The sequence below is a fragment of the Paracoccus sp. Z118 genome (genome assembly GCF_019061185.1).
Lineage (GTDB): Bacteria > Pseudomonadota > Alphaproteobacteria > Rhodobacterales > Rhodobacteraceae > Paracoccus.
Genome location: NZ_JAHQZU010000002.1, coordinates 19,922 through 38,588 on the forward strand (window position 1 = coordinate 19,922; position 18,667 = coordinate 38,588).

Annotated in this window: 18 protein-coding genes; 6 read left to right on the forward strand and 12 right to left on the reverse strand. The window is 70.0% G+C overall.

Annotation, left to right across the window (positions count from 1 at the left end; genetic code table 11):
- Window positions 1-16: 16 nt before the first annotated feature.
- The 5 genes from KTN05_RS01615 to coxB are packed head-to-tail and all read right to left on the reverse strand — an operon-like array spanning window position 17 to window position 3,512.
- Window positions 17-838, reverse strand: a complete 822-nt coding sequence (locus KTN05_RS01615) for a cytochrome c oxidase subunit 3 (protein WP_217327635.1) — start codon at window positions 836-838, stop codon at window positions 17-19.
- A gap of 29 nt (window positions 839-867) precedes the next feature.
- Window positions 868-1,446: a cytochrome c oxidase assembly protein gene (locus KTN05_RS01620; RefSeq protein ID WP_217327636.1), complete on the reverse strand. Its 579-nt coding sequence runs from the start codon at window positions 1,444-1,446 to the stop codon at window positions 868-870.
- A complete protein-coding gene (locus KTN05_RS01625; RefSeq protein ID WP_254367908.1) occupies window positions 1,443-1,691 on the reverse strand; it encodes a hypothetical protein in 249 nt (82 codons plus the stop codon). The genes KTN05_RS01620 and KTN05_RS01625 overlap by 4 nt, the downstream gene beginning before the upstream one ends.
- The gene (gene cyoE, locus KTN05_RS01630) at window positions 1,691-2,608 is read right to left on the reverse strand and encodes a heme o synthase (protein ID WP_217327637.1); all 918 of its coding nucleotides are present in this window, start codon (window positions 2,606-2,608) and stop codon (window positions 1,691-1,693) included. The genes KTN05_RS01625 and cyoE overlap by 1 nt, the downstream gene beginning before the upstream one ends.
- Window positions 2,609-2,624: 16 nt before the next feature.
- On the reverse strand, window positions 2,625-3,512 hold the full coding sequence (coxB, locus tag KTN05_RS01635) for a cytochrome c oxidase subunit II (RefSeq protein WP_217327638.1): 888 nt from the start codon (window positions 3,510-3,512) through the stop codon (window positions 2,625-2,627).
- A 176-nt stretch (window positions 3,513-3,688) separates the two neighbouring features.
- On the opposite strand from coxB, the gene tldD reads away from it, so the two are divergent.
- Together tldD and dprA are read left to right on the forward strand one after the other, a co-directional pair.
- Window positions 3,689-5,107: a metalloprotease TldD gene (gene tldD, locus KTN05_RS01640; RefSeq protein ID WP_254367909.1), complete on the forward strand. Its 1,419-nt coding sequence runs from the start codon at window positions 3,689-3,691 to the stop codon at window positions 5,105-5,107.
- Between the two features lie 73 nt (window positions 5,108-5,180).
- Window positions 5,181-6,551: a DNA-processing protein DprA gene (dprA, locus tag KTN05_RS01645; protein WP_217327639.1), complete on the forward strand. Its 1,371-nt coding sequence runs from the start codon at window positions 5,181-5,183 to the stop codon at window positions 6,549-6,551.
- A gap of 507 nt (window positions 6,552-7,058) precedes the next feature.
- Here the strand turns inward: dprA and KTN05_RS01650 are convergent.
- The 5 genes from KTN05_RS01650 to KTN05_RS01670 all read right to left on the reverse strand — a co-directional run bounded on the left by KTN05_RS01650 (window position 7,059) and on the right by KTN05_RS01670 (window position 10,865).
- A complete protein-coding gene (locus KTN05_RS01650; protein WP_217327640.1) occupies window positions 7,059-8,240 on the reverse strand; it encodes a FliM/FliN family flagellar motor switch protein in 1,182 nt (393 codons plus the stop codon).
- A gap of 76 nt (window positions 8,241-8,316) precedes the next feature.
- Window positions 8,317-9,177 (reverse strand): ATP-binding protein, encoded by an 861-nt coding sequence (locus KTN05_RS01655; RefSeq protein ID WP_217327641.1) that lies wholly within the window; start codon window positions 9,175-9,177, stop codon window positions 8,317-8,319.
- Window positions 9,170-10,015, reverse strand: coding sequence for a twin-arginine translocase subunit TatC (gene tatC / locus KTN05_RS01660; protein ID WP_217327642.1), 846 nt, complete (start codon window positions 10,013-10,015; stop codon window positions 9,170-9,172). The genes KTN05_RS01655 and tatC overlap by 8 nt, the downstream gene beginning before the upstream one ends.
- Window positions 10,016-10,549 carry a Sec-independent protein translocase protein TatB gene (gene tatB, locus KTN05_RS01665; RefSeq protein WP_217327643.1) on the reverse strand — a complete coding sequence of 178 codons (534 nt, stop codon included), beginning with the start codon at window positions 10,547-10,549 and terminating at the stop codon, window positions 10,016-10,018.
- 13 nt (window positions 10,550-10,562) lie between these two features.
- On the reverse strand, window positions 10,563-10,865 hold the full coding sequence (locus tag KTN05_RS01670) for a twin-arginine translocase TatA/TatE family subunit (protein WP_217327644.1): 303 nt from the start codon (window positions 10,863-10,865) through the stop codon (window positions 10,563-10,565).
- Between the two features lie 203 nt (window positions 10,866-11,068).
- On the opposite strand from KTN05_RS01670, the gene KTN05_RS01675 reads away from it, so the two are divergent.
- Window positions 11,069-11,647 carry a TIGR02281 family clan AA aspartic protease gene (locus KTN05_RS01675; protein ID WP_371823250.1) on the forward strand — a complete coding sequence of 193 codons (579 nt, stop codon included), beginning with the start codon at window positions 11,069-11,071 and terminating at the stop codon, window positions 11,645-11,647.
- A 1-nt stretch (window position 11,648) separates the two neighbouring features.
- Here the strand turns inward: KTN05_RS01675 and KTN05_RS01680 are convergent, their stop codons facing one another.
- Together KTN05_RS01680 and KTN05_RS01685 are read right to left on the reverse strand one after the other, a co-directional pair.
- Window positions 11,649-12,101 carry a DNA polymerase III subunit chi gene (locus KTN05_RS01680; RefSeq protein ID WP_217327645.1) on the reverse strand — a complete coding sequence of 151 codons (453 nt, stop codon included), beginning with the start codon at window positions 12,099-12,101 and terminating at the stop codon, window positions 11,649-11,651.
- 4 nt (window positions 12,102-12,105) lie between these two features.
- Window positions 12,106-13,755, reverse strand: a complete 1,650-nt coding sequence (locus KTN05_RS01685) for a leucyl aminopeptidase (RefSeq protein ID WP_217327646.1) — start codon at window positions 13,753-13,755, stop codon at window positions 12,106-12,108.
- Window positions 13,756-13,917: 162 nt separating this feature from the next.
- Between KTN05_RS01685 and lptF the strand changes: the two genes are divergently transcribed.
- The 3 genes from lptF to KTN05_RS01700 are packed head-to-tail and all read left to right on the forward strand — an operon-like array spanning window position 13,918 to window position 18,652.
- Window positions 13,918-15,066: an LPS export ABC transporter permease LptF gene (gene lptF / locus KTN05_RS01690; protein ID WP_217327647.1), complete on the forward strand. Its 1,149-nt coding sequence runs from the start codon at window positions 13,918-13,920 to the stop codon at window positions 15,064-15,066.
- A complete protein-coding gene (lptG, locus tag KTN05_RS01695; RefSeq protein ID WP_217327648.1) occupies window positions 15,063-16,208 on the forward strand; it encodes an LPS export ABC transporter permease LptG in 1,146 nt (381 codons plus the stop codon). The genes lptF and lptG overlap by 4 nt, the downstream gene beginning before the upstream one ends.
- Complete coding sequence (locus KTN05_RS01700) at window positions 16,205-18,652, forward strand: LPS-assembly protein LptD (protein WP_254367911.1); 2,448 nt, start codon at window positions 16,205-16,207, stop codon at window positions 18,650-18,652. Before lptG ends, KTN05_RS01700 begins: the two co-directional genes overlap by 4 nt.
- Window positions 18,653-18,667: the final 15 nt, after the last annotated feature.

Sequence of the window (18,667 nt, forward strand, 5' to 3'; positions counted from 1 at the left end):
TAAATCTCTGACCGGATCAGCGGCCCCAGACGTAGATCACGGCGAACAGGAACAGCCAGACCACGTCCACGAAGTGCCAGTACCAGGCCGCCGCCTCGAAGCCGGTATGGCTTTCCTGCGTCATCTGCCCGCGCATGAAGCGGATCAGGCAGACGGTCAGGAAGATCGTGCCGATGATGACGTGGAAGCCGTGCAGGCCGGTGGCCAGGTAGAACACGCCGCCATAGGCGGTGTCCGACAGGCCGAACGCCGCATGGCTGTATTCGTAGGCTTGCAGGAAGGTGAAGGCGATGCCCAGGAACACCGCGACGGCGAGGCCGCGGATGGTCGTCTTCCGGTCGCCTTCGTGGACGAAGGCATGGTGCGCCCAGGTCACGGCGACGCCCGACAGCAGCAGGATCAGCGTGTTGATCAGCGGCAGATGCCACGGATCGAACGGGATGATGCCTTCCGGCGGCCACACGCCGTCCTTGATCGGGCTCAGCTCGCCCATCGGATACATGGCGTGCTTGAAGAAGGCCCAGAAGGCGGCGGCGAACAGCATCACTTCCGAGATGATGAACAGGATGATGCCGTATTGCAGCCCGATCCGCACGACCGGGGTGTGATCGCCGGTATTGCCCTCGTGGACGACGTCGGACCACCAGCCATACATGCAGTAGAGCACCGTCAGCAGCCCGGCGCCGAAGACGATCCAGACCGGCAGCCCCGGAATGAGTGCCGTGCCCTTCATCCAGAACACGGCCCCGGTGAGCATGACGAAGACACCGATCGCAGCGATGAAGGGCCACACGGACGGCGGCAGGATGTGGTAATCGTGGTTTTTCGCGTGCGCCATGCGACGGCTCCGTCTTTAGGTCTGTGGGTTCAATTCACGGATGGGGCGGGCGCCGGGGCGGTGGTGGCGCTTGCCGACCGCCGCACGGGCTCGTCCTTGCGGAAGAAGGTATAGGACAGGGTGATGTCGCGCACCTTCTTGGCGTCGCGGTCCGTCACGATCCCCGGATCGACGAAGAAGGTGATCGGCATTTCCACCCGCTCGCCCGGCTTCAGCTCCTGCTCGGTGAAGCAGAAGCAGTCCAGCTTCTCGAAGTAGTAGCCGGCGGAATCGGGCGAGACGTTGTAGGTCGCGGTGCCGATGATCGTCTCGTCGGAGTTGTTGACCGCCTCGTAGAAGGCGAGGCCGGTTTCCCCGATTTTCATCGTCATCTCGCGCTGCATCGGACGGAAGGTCCAGTCGAGGTTGGGGGCGATGTTGGAATCGAAGCGCACCCGGACCAGCTCGTCCAGAACCACGTCGGATTCCGCCTCGGCGACGCTGGTGGTGCCGGCAAAGCCGGTCACGCGGCAGAACCACGAATAGAACGGGACCGCCGCCCAGCCAAGAGCGCCCATGATCAGCACGACGCTGACAAGGCGGATGACGACGCGGGTATTCGGGTTCATTGGATCACCTCCGGTTCAGCTGCCGGCACCGGCGCGGGGCCGGGGTCGGACAGCGTCGCCGCCGGATCGAGCGGCAGCTTCGAGGCGCGCGGCTGGTGGTCGAACGCCTCCATCATGTCGCCCTGTCCGATCTTCGCGATCGACAGGCCAAAGACCAGTGCGACGAACAGCACCAGCAGCACGGCGAGCCCGATATTACGGCCCCGCCGGCGGCGGTGAAGGTCATGCTCGACATGCAGCGCCATCACATCCCCCCGGCGACGTGCTGGACCAGCAGCGCGGCGAAATGCAGGAAGGTGTAATAGAGCGACAACTTGAAGAACGATCTTTCGGCCTTGTAGCCATCGGCAACGGCCGCATCCTCGGACCGGTGCAGGATGCGCCAGCCGCCGGCGATGAACAGCGCGTTCATGACCACGGCGACCGCCATGTAGATCGGCCCGCCGACCGAGGTCAGCCCCAGCCACAGCGCGAAGGGCGCCAGCACCAGCGTATAGGCGAGGATGTGCCGCCGGGTGGCGGCGCGGCCATGCGTCACCGTCAGCATCGGAACGCCGGCCTTGGAGTAGTCGTCCTTCATGAACAGCGCGAGCGCCCAGAAATGCGGCGGCGTCCAGAAAAAGACCAGCGCGAACATCAGCAGCGATTCGGTGCTGATCCCGCCGGTGGCGCAGGCCCAGCCGATCATCGGCGGGAACGCCCCCGCCGCGCCGCCGATGACGATGTTCTGCGGGGTCGAGCGTTTCAGCCAGATCGTATAGACCACGGCATAGAAGAAGATGGTGAACGCCAGGAACGCGGCCGCGAACCAGTTCGCCGCCAGCCCCAGCATCATCACCGACAGCCCGGCAAGGAACAGCCCGACCCCCAGCGCCTCGCCGCGGCTGACGCGGCCCGACGGGATCGGGCGGCGCGCCGTGCGGCGCATGACGGCGTCGATGTCGGATTCATACCACATGTTCAGCGCGCCCGAGGCGCCGCCCCCCAGGGCGATGAACAGGATCGAGCAGACCGCGACGAACGGGTTCAGATGCACCGGCGCGACGGCCAGCCCGACGAAGGCGGTGAAGACCACCAGCGACATGACGCGCGGCTTCAGCAGCGCGACATAGTCGCCGAACTCTGCCTCGGGCCGGGCGTCATATGCGCGGATATCCGACACGGCGTTCCCTTCCGGCTCAGTTCGCCAGCGCCAGCTGGACCGGCGCGGCTGGCAGATGGTCGGCGGCGTCGGCGGCGAAGATTTCCTGCGCCTCGGCCAGCCATGCGTCATACTTCTCCTGGCTGACGGCCTTCACGGTGATCGGCATGTAGGCGTGGTTGATGCCGCAAAGCTCCGAGCACTGGCCGAAATAGACGCCTTCCTGATCGACCTTGAACCAGGCCTGCGCGATCCGCCCCGGCACGGCGTCCTGCTTGATGGCGAAGGCGGGCATGGCCCAGGAATGGATCACGTCCGAAGCGGTGATCTGCATCAGCACGGTGGCCCCCACCGGCACGACCATCGCGGTATCGGTCGCCAGCAGGTAGTCCTGATCCTCGTAGCCCGCCTCGGCGAGCTGGTCGCGCTCCAGCATCAGGCTGTCGAAGACGACCCCGTCGTCCGGGTATTCATAGGACCAGTACCACTGGTGCCCGATGGCCTTGATGACCAGATCCGGGTTGTTCGGCATCTCCTGCGAGCGGAACAGCGCCGGCAGCGAATAGGCGCCGATCACGATCAGGATCAGCACCGGGACCAGAGTCCACAGGATCTCGACCGGGGTGTTGTGGCTGAAGCGGGCCGGAACCGGGTTCGTCCGCGCGTTGTAGCGGATCATGCACCAGACCAGCAGCACGCAGACGAACAGCGTGATGAGGCCGATGATCCACAGCACCATCAGGTCCAGCGCCTGCTGCTCCACCGCGATCGAGGTGACCGCCGGCTGGAAGTTCATCCCGCCGTCCACCGGGCGGCCGATCACGGGCAGATCGCCCAGCATGTCCTGCGCCGCCGCCGGCAGCGCCGCCCATGCCGAGATCGCCGCACCCAGCGCCGCTTTGCGGCCCAAAGCCCATCCTGCCATCGTCCGTCCTCGTATCCTGTCGCCCCTCGGCCGCGCGGCCCTGTTTGAGCCAGCGCAAATTCACTGTCTCCGAAAGCATATTTGCCGCGAGGGAACAAGGCAAACCTATAGAGCGTGTGCTGGAGCGTGTTCCGCCTATCGACTCCGATCCCGAAACCTCATAGCCGTGAAGGATCATGATACACCCTTTTTCGCCCTTCGAGCAGTTGATCGATCCCGACAGGGCGCTCGCGATCCTGCGCGGCGCGACCGACGGCGCCGACGATGGCGAGCTGTTTGTGGAGCGTATGCGCTCCGAGTCGCTGGTCTTCGACGATGGCCGGCTGCGGAACGCGGGCTACGGCGCGGCGCAGGGCTTCGGCCTGCGCGCGGTGCGGGGCGAGGTGACGGGCTACGCCCATTCGACCCGCATCACCGACGAGGCGCTGCGCGATGCCGCCGACATGGCGCGGCTGGCGGTGGGCAGCGGCGGCGGAACGCTCGCGCCGCCCCCGCCCGGTCCCGGCCCGGCGCTTTACGACGGGATCGACCCGGTCGAAGGGATCGAGTTCTCGCGCCGCGTCGCCACCCTGCGCGACATCGACGGCTTCGCCCGCGATCTGGACCCGCGCGTGGTGCAGGTGACGGCCTCGCTCGCCTCGTCCTTGCAGGAGGTCGCGATCCTGCGGCCCGAAGGCGGGATCGTCTCGGACATCCGCCCGATGGCGCGGCTGAACGTGTCGGTGATCGTGGAATCCAACGCCCGCCGCGAAAGCGGCAGCGCCGGCGGCGGCGGCCGCTTCGGCCTGTCGGCGCTGATGGAGCCGGATCACTGGCAGGGCCTCGTGCGCGAGTCGCTGCGGATCGCACTGGTCAACCTGCGCGCGGTGCCCGCCCCGGCCGGCGTGATGGACGTGGTGCTCGGCCCCGGCTGGCCCGGCATCCTGCTGCACGAGGCCGTGGGCCACGGGCTGGAAGGGGATTTCAACCGCAAGAAGGCCTCGGCCTTCGCCGGGCTGGTCGGCCAGCGCGTCGCCGCGCCGGGCGTCACCGTGATCGACGACGGCACGATTCCCGATCGGCGCGGCTCGATCAGCGTCGATGACGAGGGCACGCCCCCCGCCCGCAACATCCTGATCGAGGATGGCATCCTGATCGGCTATCTTCAGGATCGCCAGAACGCCCGGCTGATGGGCGTCTCGCCCACCGGCAACGGTCGCCGCGAAAGCTTCGCCCACGCGCCGATGCCGCGGATGACCAACACCTTCATGCTGGGCGGCGGCGACGATCCGGGCGCGATCCTGTCGGGCCTTGACGACGGCATCCACGCGGTCGGCTTCGGCGGCGGTCAGGTGGACATCACAAGCGGAAAGTTCGTGTTTTCCTGCACCGAGGCGTATCGCGTGAAGAACGGCGTGGTCGGCAATCCGATCCGCGGCGCCACGCTGATCGGCGACGGCGCGACGGCGCTTCAGCACGTCCGCGCCATCGGCAACGACCTCGCGCTGGACCCCGGCATCGGCAATTGCGGCAAGCAGGGCCAGTGGGTGCCGGTCGGCGTCGGCCTGCCCACCCTGCGGATCGGCGGGCTGACGGTCGGCGGCTCGGCCACCTGAATCTTCAGCCGCTAACCGCCTGTTAACCCCTGCCGGTGCACAACTCCCCTGCTGAGAACGGCAGAGGCAGGCGATGCTGACCGGATTGTTGTCCCCCCGACCCGCGATTCGCCGATCCGGCGACGATGACGACATTGCGTTCCTGCGGCTGATCCGCTCGCGCCGGGTGGGGCCGGCGACGTTCCACCGGCTTTTGGACGAACATGGCAGCGCCGCGGCGGCGCTGGACGCCCTGCCCCGCATCGCCGCCACCGCCGGGCTGCACGACTACAGCAGCTTCACGGCGGCGCAGGCAGAATCGGAACTGCGCGCCGGGCGACGCGCGGGCGCCCGCCTGATCCGCTGCGACGATCCGGCCTATCCCGATCTGCTGCGCCAGATCGACGACGCCCCGCCGGTGATCTGGGTGCGCGGCGACGTGGCAAGCCTTGCCCGCCCCCGAATCGCGCTGGTCGGCGCGCGGAACGCCTCCTCGCTCGGGCTGCGGATGGCCCGCGGCATGGCGGCGGCACTGGCGGAAACGGGACAGGTCGTGGTCGCCGGCCTCGCCCGCGGCATCGACACGGCGGCGCACGAGGCCGCCTGCACCCCCGGCACCATCGCCGTGATGGCGGGTGGCATCGACGTGATCTACCCGGCCGAGAACGCCCGCCTCGCCGAGCGCATCTGCGAAACCGGCGCTCTGATTTCCGAACAGCCGCCCGGCCTTCAGCCGGTCGCCCGCCATTTCCCGCTGCGCAACCGCATCATCTCGGGAATCGCGCGCGGCGTGGTGGTGGTCGAGGCTGCGCACCGCTCGGGCAGCATGATCACCGCGCGGCAGGCGCTGGATCAGGGGCGCGAGGTGATGGCGGTTCCCGGCCACCCGATGGACGCCCGCGCCTCTGGCTGCAACGCCCTGATCCGCGACGGCGCGACGCTGGTGCGGAACGCCGAGGACGTTCTGGCGGCGCTGGAGGCTGCGCCGGCACGGGAGCCCTCGGCCCGCAACGTGGCGGTGGAGGCGCAGACGCAGACGCAGACGCAGACGCAGACGCAGACGCAGACGCAGACGCAAGTGGCGCCAGCGGACGGGCAGCGGCAAGTGGCGGCGAATCCGTCTCGCGGCACCGGCCCATCCGCCGCCCCTGGCCCAGCGCCTGCTCCCGTGCAGTCCCCTCCCTCGCACCAGCCCTACCCGCATGACACGGCCGACCAGGCGCGGTTGCGCGACACCGCGCTGCAGCGGGCACACGCCCAGCGGACCCGCAGCGCGCCTGACGCAGGCGGCCCGGTCTCGGTCGAGAAGCGTATCCTGACCCTGCTCGGCCCCAGTCCCACGGACGAGAACATGCTGATCCGCGACCTCGGCCTGACCTCGGCCGCCGTCAGCGCCGCGCTGTTGAACCTGGAGCTCGCCGGAAAAGTGATCCGTGTGCCCGGTGGAAAAATCGCGTTGACGTGAGGGTTCAGCCAGCCGCCCGCCTGTCGGCTGCGGCCTCGCTTCCCGCGCAACCCCTGCCCGCTGCGGCAGAGAACCACGCAGCCCCCACCCGCTTCAGAAGAGAGTGAGACGGCCACTTCCACGTCGGCGATAACGATGACGATGAATCGAGCCGAACCGCCGACGGCCGATTAGACGCCTCAGGCAGCCGATCAAGGCCGCAGCAAAAGGGCTAGTTTGTGCAGCTCACGCAGAGCGGAGAAGCGCAGTGATGCCGCCGCGCGCCCGCTTTGCCCTGAACCGGCCTCGTAAAGTCACGATGGCGGCGCAGACCCGTTGGCGGTCACCAGGCACTCCAAACGCCCGTTCAGCAGGCCCTTGCCGCGCCCGACGGCTCTGAACCGTCGCCGCGCCTGTGGTGACGATCACCTTGTCCCGTTGGGCAGATCAGTCGGCCGAAGCCCCTCCCTGAGGATGCATGGGGCCTTCAGCGCATCGCCCGCCACTCAGCCGCCTTAGAAGCGGCGCTCACTGGTTTTGGGCGGAGAGTCGGACCGCTCGCCGGATGTCGTCTTCACCGCTCGCCGTGCTGCGGAACGGGTCCGGCGCATCCAGGTCCAGAGGCGGCGCTTCGGCAAACGCTCCGACCGCTGGAGACGTGCGGGCGCGATCGGCTGAGGCCAAGCCGGGGGTTGGCTGCCCGGCACGGGCGCCCTCCTGCTGGCCGCTCGCCGCCTCACCCTCGCCCATCAGGCGGAGCGCGTGACAGCCGGCCGATTCGCCCAGCCTGCCGCGTGCGAGGATCTGGCCGGTCGAGCTTTCCAGCGTCGCGTTGTCGAGGCAGCTGCGCGGCAGGGACAGCAGTTGGCCAGGCGCTAGGCTGCGGAGCTGGCCCAGCGTCAGCTTGCGGCGGGCGAGGACGCCGTGGAGCCTGACCCGCGACGACCGCACGGCCCGGCCAAGGTCCGCTGCCTCGGTGACCGGGGCGGCTGGAACCGGCGTCGGAGCGTCCGGCGCGAGTTCCGGCGCGACCGCAGGCAAAGCAGGCAGCGCCCGGCCGGGCATGCGCGATTCCACCTGCGTCAGCGGCAGGACGAAGCTCAGCGACCCGTCGCGCTGGCCGGCGTCCCCTGCCCGCAGGTCCAGCTGCACCCGGCGATAGGGCACGTCCTCCAGCAGCAGGTCCAGCGGTCGGGGATCGCCGATGAAGCTGGCGTAGCGATAGCCCGCCACGGCCGCATGGCCCGGCATCGCGGCGAGCTCCGCCCCGAGTTCCGCGAGGCACGCATCGACGAAATCGGCGCAGACCGCCGCGTCGGTCACGGTGGGCCGGCGCGGCGCGAGGCTGCGCGAGGAAACGCGGCCGATCGCCTGCATCTCGATCAGCGAGGTGAGCAGCCCCGGCGAGATCGACACGACGCCGATCGCCTCGCCCGGTCCTGCGACCAGCGACAGCAGCGCGTGTTCGGGCAGGTATTCGCCGATCTCGGCCAGGTTCATGTGCGCCGATTCGATCCGGTCGAAGAACATCGGCAGGCCGTGGACGCGATCCGCCGCCCGCGAGACGGCGGCGGCGATCACCCGTTCCGGGCTGCGCGGCGGTGCGGGCGGCGGGGGCGCTTCGTCACGCCCCAGCACGACCAGCCGGCGGCGCAGAACCGATCCCGCGCCCGCCTTGCCGCCATGTTCCATGTCCGCCGTGCGCTGCATGATCTGCCCGAATCGCCGCCCTGGGGCGACCATCGCAGAGAATGCTTGCCAAACCGTTAGCCGGAACAGCCCGAAGTCAGACCGCCAGCCCGTGCCGCCCGGCAAGGTCGGTGAAGAACTGCCACGCCACGCGGCCCGAGCGGGCGCCGCGGGTCGCCTGCCACTCGATCGCCTCGGCGCGCAGCAGCTCGGGATCGATCCGCAGGTCGTAAGCGGCGCAGTAGCCGTCGATCATCGCCAGGTATTCGTCCTGCCCGCAGGGGTGGAAACCCAGCCACAGGCCGAATCGGTCGGAAAGCGAGACCTTCTCCTCGACCGCCTCGCCGGGGTTGATCGCGGTGGAGCGCTCGTTCTCGATCATGTCGCGCGGCATCAGGTGGCGCCGGTTCGAGGTCGCGTAGAGGATCACGTTCGCCGGCCGCCCGGCGATGCCGCCATCCAGCACCGCCTTCAGCGACTTGTACTGCGTGTCATCATGGCTGAAGGACAGATCGTCCGCGAACAGCACGAATCGGCGGTCGGAACGGCCGAGGATCGCCAGCAGCCGCCCGACCGAATCGAGGTCCTCGCGGGCGATCTCGACCAGCACCAGCGGCAGGCCCTGCGCCAGCGCCTCGGCGTGGACGGCCTTGACCAGCGACGACTTGCCCATCCCCCGCGCGCCCCACAGCAGGGCGTTGTTCGCGGCAAAGCCGCGCGCGAATTGCAGCGTGTTCGCCAGCAGCGTGTCGCGCGAGCGGTCGATGCCGACCAGCGCGGTCAGCGGGACGCGGGCGACGCGCGCCACCGGCTCCAGCCGGTCGGGATCGGGATGCCAGACGAAGGCGTCAGCCTCGGTGAAGTCCGGGGCGGGCGCGGGCGGCGGGGCCAGACGCTCCAGCGCCTCGGCGATCCGGGACAGCGGCCGGGTGGCCGGTTCGGAGAAAAGCTCAGTCATCCACCCACAATCCTTCCGCCCGCAGCCGCGCCTCGCGCCGCCGCTCCATCCGGCGGACCAGCCAGATGGAAATCTCGTACATGCCGTAGATGACCGTGAACAGCACGGCCTGGCTCATGATGTCGGGGGGCGTGACGATGGCGGCGATGATGAGGATCACCACCATCGCATAGCGCCGCACGCTGGCGAGGCTGTCGGCCGAGACCAGCCCGGCGCGACCCATCAGCGTCATCGCCACGGGCAGCTGGAACGACAGGCCGAAGGCGAGGATGAACTTGTTCGTCAGCGCCAGATATTCGCTGACCGAGCCCTGGAAGACGATGCCGGCCATCGGCGCGGACACGGCGTCGGGATCGTCGGGCAGGCGCAGCGGCCCCTGCTGGAAGCCGAGGAAGAAGTCGTAGGCCATCGGCAGGATGATGTAATAGGCGAAGGCCGCGCCCAGGAAGAACATCACCGGCGAAGCGATCAGGAACGGCACGAACGCCGCCTTTTCAGACCGATACAGACCCGGCGCGATGAACCGCCACAGCTGATAGGCGATTACCGGGAAAGCCAGCACGAAGCCGCCCAGGAACGAGATCTGGATGGCGACGAAGAAGCCTTCCTGAAGCTTCAGCAGGATCAGGCCGCATTCCTGCCCGCGCTCTTCCAGCGCGTGGCAGATCGGGCGGGTCAGGAAGTTGTAGATCGGGTTCCAGACGGCATAGCAGATCACCATCGCCGCGACGAAGGCCAGCACCGACCAGATCAGCCGGGTGCGGAGTTCGCGCAGATGTTCGATCAGCGGGGCCGAGCTGTCCTCGAGATCATCGGAACGCGGCTTCTGGGCAGGCACTCAGCGGTCCTTCGGTTCAGCGCGGCGCACGGCGTGAAGGCGACGCGGGCCGGGCGCCTCGGCCGCGGGCGGTGTCGCGGGGCTGCTGCCCGGAACGGGCGGCTTGGCTGCAGGCTGCGGCGCGGGCGCTGCGGGCTGGGGTGCCGCCTGCAAGGTCGCAACGGTGTGACCCGCCGCCGCAGAAGGCGCGGCGGGCGGGGCCGACGCCGCCGGATCGGCGCGCAGGCCGCCGTCATTGCGCGGCAGCTTGGGGTCCCATTTCTCGAATTTCTCGGCGGCCTTGTCCAGCGCGTCCAGACCCAGCGCCTTTTTCGAGGTGAGGTTCTTCACCTCGCGCAGCGAGCCCGCGGCATCCTCGATGCCGCTGGATTTCGCCGCGTCGTCCATCGCCATGCTGAACTCGCGCGCCATCGACCGCGCGCGGGCCGTGATGCGGCCGAGCGCGCGGAACATCCGCGGCAGATCCTCGGGGCCGATGACGATCAGCGCGACGATGCCGATCAGCAGCAGTTCGCTCCACCCGACGTCGAGCATGGCCTGTCGCGGCTCAGCTGCGCGGGGTGGTGTCGCGCGGCGTCACGTCGCGCAGCGATTCGTCGGCGCGGACGCGGGCCCGGTCGGCGGCGGCCTGCACCTCGTCGGCGGTGCGGTCCAGCGAACGGTCGGCGCTCAGCCGCGCCTCGGCGGACGCCGCGCGGACCTCTTCCTCGCCATCATTCACGCCCCGCTTGAAGGCGGTGATCCCTTTCCCGACTTCACCCATCAGCGACGAGACCTTGCCCCGTCCGAACAGGACGAGAACGACGACCGCGATGAGCAGGAGGCCGGGCAGGCCGATGTTGTTCAGCATCACGAAGCTCCTCTGTGGGGCGCGAAGGCCCCCCTTGAACGCAATACATCTAGTGAACCGCGGGGCCTTTGCATAGTCCCAACCCCGTGAGCGACGCTTGGCCGCAGAGGGTATCCGCGCCATATAGCGGGCATGACCCATGCGACCCGTTCCGCCGGCCATTCCGCTGGCTGCCGCCCGCCCCGCCGCTGCGGGACACCCGCATGATGGACGATCATTTCATGCGGCTGGCCTATCTGGTCGTGCTGGTGGTCGCGATCGGCGGATTCCTCGTCACCGACTTCCGGCACCGGCCGGGACAGACCACGCGGCAGGCGCTCGCCTGGGGGCTGATCTTCGTCGCCGTGATCGCCGCCGCCGGGCTGTGGCAGGATGTGCGGGGCGATCTCGCCCCCCGGCAGGAGATGGTATCGCCCGGCCGGATCGAGGTGCCCGCCAGCATCGACGGGCATTTCCACCTGACGGCCGAGCTGAACGGCGAGCGGGTGCGCTTCATCGTCGATACCGGCGCATCGTCGGTCGCGCTGTCGCAGCGTGACGCCGAGCGGATCGGCATCGACACGGAAGCGCTGGTTTACGCAGGCTACGCGCAGACGGCGAACGGCATGGTGGACACCGCGTCGGTCATCATCGACCGCATCGACCTGGGCGATTTCACCGATGAGGACGTGCCCGCCATCGTGATCCGCAGCGATCTCGACCGCTCGCTGCTGGGGATGAGCTATCTGCGCCGGTTCGCCCGCGTCGGGTTCGAGGGGAATACTTTGGTGCTGGAGCGCTGAGTCAGGCCTTCCGTTCCCACCTTCCGCCGCCTTCGGACCAGTATTCCGCCGCGACCCCGGCTTTCGTCAGCCCGCGCCACTGGCCGCGCGCATGTTCCAGCGCCGCAGGGTCGTTACCGTCGAAAAGGATGCAGGTCCGTTCGAGCGCGGCGCATTCCGCGGCCTCGACCTCGGCCCCGTCCACGGCGATCAGGCAGGCGGGACCGTTCGCCGCCGTCTGCGCCCCGCCGACCGTCAGCAGCACGGGCTGGCGCGCGTCGTGCGGGCCGCCCGCGATTCCGTGCGGCAGGAAGCCGTCGCCCTGCCACAGCAGCTCGTCCAGTCGCTGCATCCGGCCGGCTTCGGTGCCGCGCAGTTCGATCCGCCAGCCCGCGGCGCGGGACTTGCCGACCAGCACCGGCACCAGCGCCTCGGCCGGCGAGCGGGTCAGGTGGTAGAACAGCGCCGATCCCAAGCCGTCAGCCCTGCTTGCCGTTGTCGGTCCCGCCCTCGGCTCCGGCCTTCTCGAACCCGTCGCGGATCAGGCGGTCCAGCGTCATCACGCCCCAGCCGGTCGCCCCTTTGGGCGCCAGCGTTGTCGCCCCCGGCGGCAGCGCCACGCCGGCGATGTCGATATGCGCCCACTGCGTGCCCTTGCGGATGAAGCGCTGCAGGAACTGCGCCGCCGTGATCGACCCCGCCGGACGTCCCGCCGAGTTCTTCACATCCGCCAGCCGCGAGTTGATCATCTCGTCATAAGCGGGCGCCAGCGGCAACCGCCACGCCCCCTCGCCTTCCGCCGCGGCGGCCTTCAGCAGCTGGTCGGCCAGCTTGTCGTCATTGGCGAAGACGCCCGCATGCTCATGCCCCAGCGCCACGATCACCGCCCCGGTCAGCGTCGCAAGGTCGATCACCGCCGCAGGCTTGAAGCGGTCCTGCGTGTACCACAGCACATCGGCCAGCACCAAGCGCCCCTCGGCGTCGGTGTTGATGACCTCGATCGTGTCGCCCTTCATGGACCGCACGATATCGCCGGGACGCTGGGCGCGGCCGTCGGGCATGTTCTCGACCAGCCCGACAAGCCCGACGACGTTCGCTTTCGCCCCGCGCAGCGCCAGCGTCCGCATGACGCCCGAGACGACGCCCGCGCCGCCCATGTCCATCGTCATCTCCTCCATCCCCGACGAGGGCTTGATGGAGATCCCGCCGGTGTCGAAGACGACGCCCTTGCCGACCAGCGCCAGCGGCGGCTCGTCCCCGCCGCCCTGCCAGCGCATGACGACGACCTTGCTGGGCGATTCGCTGCCCTGCCCCACGGCCAGCAGCGCGCGCAGGCCGAGGCCGGCAAGCTCGTCCTCGTCCAGCACCTCGACCTCAAGCCCCAGTTCGCGCATCGCCAGCAGGCGGTCGGCGAAGTCCGAGGTGGTGAGGATGTTGGCCGGCTCGTTGATCAGATCGCGGGTGAAGAACACGCCCTCAGCCACTGCGGCGCCGTTCCGCGCGGCGCGGGCGGTGGCCTCGGCGTCCGCGACGATCATCGTGACGCTGGCCCGCTGGGGCTGCGCGGTGGGCAGGTCCTCGCCCTCGCCGGTGGCGGCGGCACCGTTGCCGGCCGGATCAGCCAGCATCGCGTCGTCCGCCGCGCCGGTGCGGCTGACCGCCTGCGGCGGCTGTTTCGGCGTGTCGCCCGAAGGCTCCGCCGCCTCGTCCTCGCGCTTGGTCTTGTGGACCGAAAAGTCGTAGCCGCGCAGGGCGATCCCCAGCGCGACCTCGGCGGCGCGGGGATGGCTGCCGGCGATCACCGTCACCTCGGACTTGCCCATCCGCGCCCCGATCGCGGCCCCCGCCTTGCGGGCGATCAGCGCATCGGCGCGGCCCGGCAGGTGAACGATCTGGATCGCCTCGGCCTCAAGCCCCGCAGGATAGGCCAGCTCGATCCCGTCGCCCGGCTTGACCTTGCGCCACGCATCCGAGCCGAGCGCCCGCGTCACCGCCTGCCGCGCTGCCGAAGGAAGCCCGGCGGGCGGCCGCGCCTGTTCCCCGACCAGCAGCACGATCCGCCCGCGGGCGGATTTCAGCTCGGGCGCGTCGGCGGTCGGAACGAAGCGGATTTCGACGGGATGGGACATGGTTCGGACCTTCGGTTTGGAAACCGGCGAAGCCTAGCGGCGGCCGGACGGCTTGACCATAGCGGCGCTGCGCGGCCTGCAAGCCGCAGCGCGGGCTTTCGCCACCGGGAATCTGCCGCTAATCAAGGAAGAAGGCCGAACGGCCGGGCACTCAGGGGCGCCATGACGCGCATCGACAAATACATCCTGACGCAGTTCCTGGGGCTTTTCGGCTTCTTCGGGCTGGTGCTGGTGTCGGTTTACTGGATCAACCGCGCCGTCAGCCTGTTCGAGCAGCTGATCCAGGACGGCCAGACCGCGCTGGTGGTGCTGGAGTTCACCGCTCTGACGCTGCCGCTGGTGATCTCGGTCGTCCTGCCCGTCGCGGCCTTCGCGGCCTCGGCCTACGGCACCAACCGGCTCGCCTCGGAATCGGAGCTGGTGGCGATGCAGGCGACCGGCATGTCGCCGTGGCGGCTGTCGCGCGGGGTGCTGGTCTTCGGGCTGATCGCCGGGGCGATGGTCGCCGCGCTGGTGCACGGGCTGGTGCCCGCCGCCCGCGCCCAGCTGGCCGAGCGGCAGGCCGAGGTGGCCGAGGACATCACCGCGCGCTTCCTGCGGGCCGGGCAGTTCCAGTATCCGGGCAGCGGCATCACCGTCTTCATCGAGGATATCGCCGATGACGGTCGCCTGCTCGGCGTCTTCCTGCAGGACGCGCGCGATCCGGCCGATGTGACCGACTATTCCGCCGAACAGGCGCTGGTCCTGCGCGGCGAGAACGGCCCGCGCATCGTCATGCTTCAGGGCATGGCGCAGAGCCTGCGCCCCAGCCTGAGCGGGCCGCCGCGCCTCACCGTCACCCGGTTCGAGGACCTGACCTACGACATGGGCAACCTGATCTCGACCGGCCGGAAAAGCCGCGACCTGCGCACCTATTCCACCGCGCGGCTGCTGTCGCCCGATCCCGAGCTGCTGGAGGCGACTGGCGCCGCCGCCCCCCGCGCGCGGGCCGAGGGGCACGAGCGGATCGCCCAGCCCTTCATGGCCCCGGTCGCAGCGCTGCTGGGATTCTCGATCCTGCTGCTGGGGGGATATTCGCGATTCGGGGTGTGGCGGCAGGTGATGGCGGCGGTGGTCGCGCTGATCTTCGTGCAGATGCTGTCCACCGCCGCCGCCAGCCTGACCGCCGACACGCCCGAGCGCTGGCCGCTGCTCTACCTGCCGCCCGTCGCGGGGGCGGCGATCGTGGCACTGGTGCTGACGGTGGCGGCGCGGCCCAGACGCCGTGCCTTCTTCCGCAGCCTGCCGCTTGGCCGGAAGGGCGCGGCATGATCCTGCAACTCTACCTGTCGCGCAGATGGCTGCGGCAACTCGCCATCGTCGGCGGCGCGTTCCTCGCGATCCTGTTCCTGATCGACCTGGTGGAGCAGATCCGGCGGTTCGGGGATGAGGGCATCGGCCTTGGCGGCACCGCCGCGCTGGCGGCGCTGAACATCGCCGGCAGCTACTATTCCATCATGCCGCTGATCGTGCTGCTGGCGGGGATCGCGCTGTTCCTGGCGATGTCCCGCAGCTCCGAGATGGTGGCGATCCGCGCCTCGGGCCGCTCGGGCCTCAGGGCGGTGATGGCGCCGGCGATCACGGCGGCGCTGTTCGGGGCGGCGGCGGTCGCGGTGCTGAACCCTGTCGTGGCGGGCACCGAAAAGCGTTACGACGCCGCGGTGGCGCGGATCGGGTCCGAAGGGCAGCAGACAGTGAGCCTCGGCGAAGGCGGGCTGTGGCTGCGGCAGGGTCTGCCGCCCCTGCCCGCCGGCACCGCCCCGGCCGAGGGGCGGATCGCGCGCGCGGCCGGCGGGCAGGTCGTGATCCGCGCCTCACGCGCCAGCCCGGACGCCACGACGCTTTACAACCCCACCTTCATCATCTTCTCCCCCGATCTCGGCCCCACCCACCGGATCGAGGCCGAGGCGGCGCGGCTGGAGCCGGGCGCCTGGCAGCTGACCGGGGTGAAGGAATGGCCGCTGGACGTCGCCAACCCCGAAGCCGCCGCGCAGGCGCTGCCGACCTTGCGCCTGCCGACGGAACTGACCGCGGCCCGCATCCGCGACGGTTTCGGCTCTCCCGCCGCGGTGCCGATCTGGCAGTTGCCGGAGTTCATCGCGGGGCTGGAATCGGCGGGGTTTTCGGCGCTGCGCCATCAGGTGTGGTTCCAGATGGAGCTGTCGCTTCCGTTCCTGATGGCGGCGATGATCCTGATCGCCGCCGCCTTCACCATGCGCCCGGTGCGTGGCCGCCGTGTCAGCCTGCTGGTGCTGGGCGCGTTCGCCGCCGGGCTGGGGCTGTTCTTCCTGCGCAATCTGGCGCAGGTGCTGGGGGAAACGGGTCAGGTGCCCCCGGTGATGGCGGCCTTCGCGCCGCCCACCGCCGCGGCGCTGCTGGCCCTCGCCCTGCTGTTGCGGCTGGAGGAAGGATGACGATTCGCACCCGCCGAACCCCGACCGCGCTGGCCGGGGCCGCAGAAGGCCCCCACCCCTCTGCTGCGGCAGGCGCGGGAACGCGCGCGCGCCGCAGGCTGAGCGCACTCGCAGGGGCCGCGCTGGCCGCCGCCGCGGCCGCGCTTGCGCCCGCGCTCGTGCCGCAGCCCGCCTCTGCCCAGACGATCCTGAGCGCGGAGGAGCCGATGCTCGGCTGGGCAGACGGCCCCGCCCTCGCCCCGACCGAAGAGGATGTCAGCGACGCCCCGCTGGCGGACGGCACGGCGGCGGCCATCCTTCCCACGATCCGGGCGCCCCGACGCGTCACCATCACGCCCGACGCGCCGCCCGCCGGACCGGCCAGCGAGGATGGCGCGGCGACGCTGCTGGCCGACCGGATCGACCTGTCGGGCGAGCGGGTGCTGACCGCCTCGGGCGGGGTGGTGGTCTGGTATGACGGGGCGCGGCTGATCGCCTCGCGGGTGATCTATGACGGCGGCTCGGGACAGGTCACGATCGAGGGGCCGATCCATCTGACCCGCCCCGCCCTTGCCGGAACCGACGAGGACACGATCCTGATTGCCGATCAGGCGCAGCTGGACGAGGACCTGCAGGACGGCATCCTGCGCGGCGCCCGGCTGGTGCTGGCGCGCGAGATCCAGTTCGCCGCGCAGGAGGTGCGCCGCACGGGCCAGGGACGGATGACGACGCTGACCCATGTCGTCGCCTCGTCCTGTCAGGTCTGCGCCAGCGATCCGACGCCGCTGTGGGAAATCCGCGCCCGCAGCATCACCCACGACGCCGAGACCAACCGCCTGCATTTCGACCGCCCGCAGTTCCGCGCCTTCGGCCTGCCCATCGCGGTGCTGCCGGTGCTGACCGCGCCCGATCCGACCGTGGACCGGATGACGGGCTTCCTGCGCCCGCGCTTCCGCACCACCTCGGGGCTGGGGTTCGGGATCAAGCTGCCCTATTTCATCACCCTCGGCGATCATGCCGATCTCACCGTCACGCCCTATGTCGCGGTGAACCGCACCGCGACGGTCGAGCTGCGCTACCGGCAGGCCTTCACCAACGGCGCGATGGAATGGAACGGCGCCCTCAGCCGCGACGACATCGAGGACGGCACCCGCGGCTACCTGTTCGGCGCCGCCCGCTTCCTGCTGCCGCGCGACTACACGCTGACCGCGCAGATCCAGACCGCGACGGACCGGGCCTATCTGCTCGACTACGACATCACCGACGCCGACCGGCTGTGGAGCGGGGTGACGCTGGAACGCTATCGCCGCGACGGGATGCTGAGCGCGCGGCTGGGCAACTATCAGACGCTGCGCGACGACGAGGACGATTCGACCTCGCCCGGCCTCGTCGCGAACGCGCTGTGGCAGCGGGCCTTTCGCCTGCCCGAGCCGATCGGCGGGCGCGGCTGGCTGGAATGGTCGGTCCACGCGCATCGGCGCAGCTCGGACGAGGACGTGATCGGCCGCGACATGGCGCGCGCCTCGCTGGCCGTGGACTGGCGCCGGCAGGAGCTGCTGGCCGGCGGCTTCGTCGCGGCGGCGCAGGCGCGGCTGGACGGCGACATCTATCACATCGGCCAGGACAGCCGCTATGACGACACCGTCGCCCGCGCCGATCCGACCCTCGGGGTCGAGCTGCGCTGGCCGCTGATCGCCCGCGGGGGCGGCGCCACGCACATGCTGGAGCCGGTCGCGCAACTCGTCTGGTCGCCCGAGCCCGACGAGGACGAGGTTCCGAACGAGGACAGCCCGCTGGTCGAGTTCGACGAGGGCAACCTGTTCTCCCTCAACCGCTCGCCCGGCTGGGACCGGCGCGAGGGGGGGCTGCGGGCCAATCTCGGCGTCGCATGGACGCGGATCGATCCGGCCGGCTGGTCGCTGGGGCTGACGGCGGGCCGCGTGCTGCGTTCCAGCGCGGATAGCGGGCTGGCCGGTCCGCTGGGGGGCAAACGCTCCGACTGGCTGCTGGCGGCGCATTACGCGCATCCGCGCGGGCTGGCCGTGTCCAACCGGGCGCTGTTCGACGACAACTTCAACCTGTCCAGCGACGAGCTGCGGCTGGGCCTTGCCCGGCCCAACATGCAGGTCAGCGCGGGCTATCTGTGGATCGACGGCGACGTGCTGCCGGGGGCCGACGACGATGTATCCGAGCTGTCGGCCGCCACCGGCTTCCAGCTTGCGCCGGGCTGGTGGGCGACCACCGAGACCCGCTACGACTTCGCCGCCGACCGCGCGCAGAAGACCGAACTGGCGCTGCAATACCGCAACGAATGCATCACCGTCGATCTGTCGGTCAAACGGCGCTTCACCTCGTCCGACACCGTCTCGCCCGACACCAGCTTCGGCCTGTCGGTGCAGCTTGGCGGCTTCGGCCGGCCGACGGACACGCCGGGACAGGTGGCGCGGCGGACATGCCTGCGCTAGTCTCACGCACGAATT